Here is a 1,425-nt window from a genome sequence, read left to right on the forward strand (position 1 = left end):
AAACGCTGAGGTGTGATGACGAGGCACTACGGTGCTGAAGTAACAAATGCCCTGCTTCCAGGAAAAGCCTCTAAGCATCAGGTAACATTGAATCGTACCCCAAACCGACACAGGTGGTCAGGTAGAGAATACCAAGGCGCTTGAGAGAACTCGGGTGAAGGAACTAGGCAAAATGGTGCCGTAACTTCGGGAGAAGGCACGCTGTCGGTAGGTGAAACCCCTCGCGGGTGGAGCTGAAGGCAGTCGAAGATACCAGCTGGCTGCAACTGTTTATTAAAAACACAGCACTGTGCAAACACGAAAGTGGACGTATACGGTGTGACGCCTGCCCGGTGCCGGAAGGTTAATTGATGGGGTTATCCGCAAGGAGAAGCTCTTGATCGAAGCCCCGGTAAACGGCGGCCGTAACTATAACGGTCCTAAGGTAGCGAAATTCCTTGTCGGGTAAGTTCCGACCTGCACGAATGGCGTAATGATGGCCAGGCTGTCTCCACCCGAGACTCAGTGAAATTGAAATCGCTGTGAAGATGCAGTGTACCCGCGGCAAGACGGAAAGACCCCGTGAACCTTTACTATAGCTTGACACTGAACATTGAGCCTTGATGTGTAGGATAGGTGGGAGGCTTTGAAGCGTGGACGCCAGTCTGCGTGGAGCCAACCTTGAAATACCACCCTTTAATGTTTGATGTTCTAACGTAGACCCGTGATCCGGGTTGCGGACAGTGTCTGGTGGGTAGTTTGACTGGGGCGGTCTCCTCCTAAAGCGTAACGGAGGAGCACGAAGGTTAGCTAATCACGGTCGGACATCGTGAGGTTAGTGCAAAGGCATAAGCTAGCTTGACTGCGAGAGTGACGGCTCGAGCAGGTGCGAAAGCAGGTCTTAGTGATCCGGTGGTTCTGAATGGAAGGGCCATCGCTCAACGGATAAAAGGTACTCCGGGGATAACAGGCTGATACCGCCCAAGAGTTCATATCGACGGCGGTGTTTGGCACCTCGATGTCGGCTCATCACATCCTGGGGCTGAAGTAGGTCCCAAGGGTATGGCTGTTCGCCATTTAAAGTGGTACGCGAGCTGGGTTTAGAACGTCGTGAGACAGTTCGGTCCCTATCTGCCGTGGGCGCTGGAGAATTGAGGGGGGCTGCTCCTAGTACGAGAGGACCGGAGTGGACGCATCACTGGTGTTCGGGTTGTCATGCCAATGGCATTGCCCGGTAGCTAAATGCGGAAAAGATAAGCGCTGAAAGCATCTAAGCGCGAAACTTGCCCCGAGATGAGTTCTCCCTGACCCTTTAAGGGTCCTGAAGGAACGTTGAAGACGACGACGTTGATAGGCTGGGTGTGTAAGCGTAGCGATACGTTGAGCTAACCAGTACTAATGATCCGTGAGGCTTAACCTTACAACACCGAAGGTGTTTTGAGAGAC

General features: G+C 52.9%; 1 rRNA gene. It reads left to right on the forward strand.

Features of this window, described 5'->3' with window-relative positions:
* Positions 1 to 1,399: ribosomal RNA gene (locus WFK85_RS23320) — 23S ribosomal RNA — on the forward strand; the annotation flags it as partial.
* Positions 1,400 to 1,425: the final 26 nt, after the last annotated feature.

Origin of the sequence: Cedecea sp. VD22, assembly GCF_037150195.1 — a bacterium.
Taxonomy (GTDB): Bacteria; Pseudomonadota; Gammaproteobacteria; order Enterobacterales; family Enterobacteriaceae; genus Cedecea.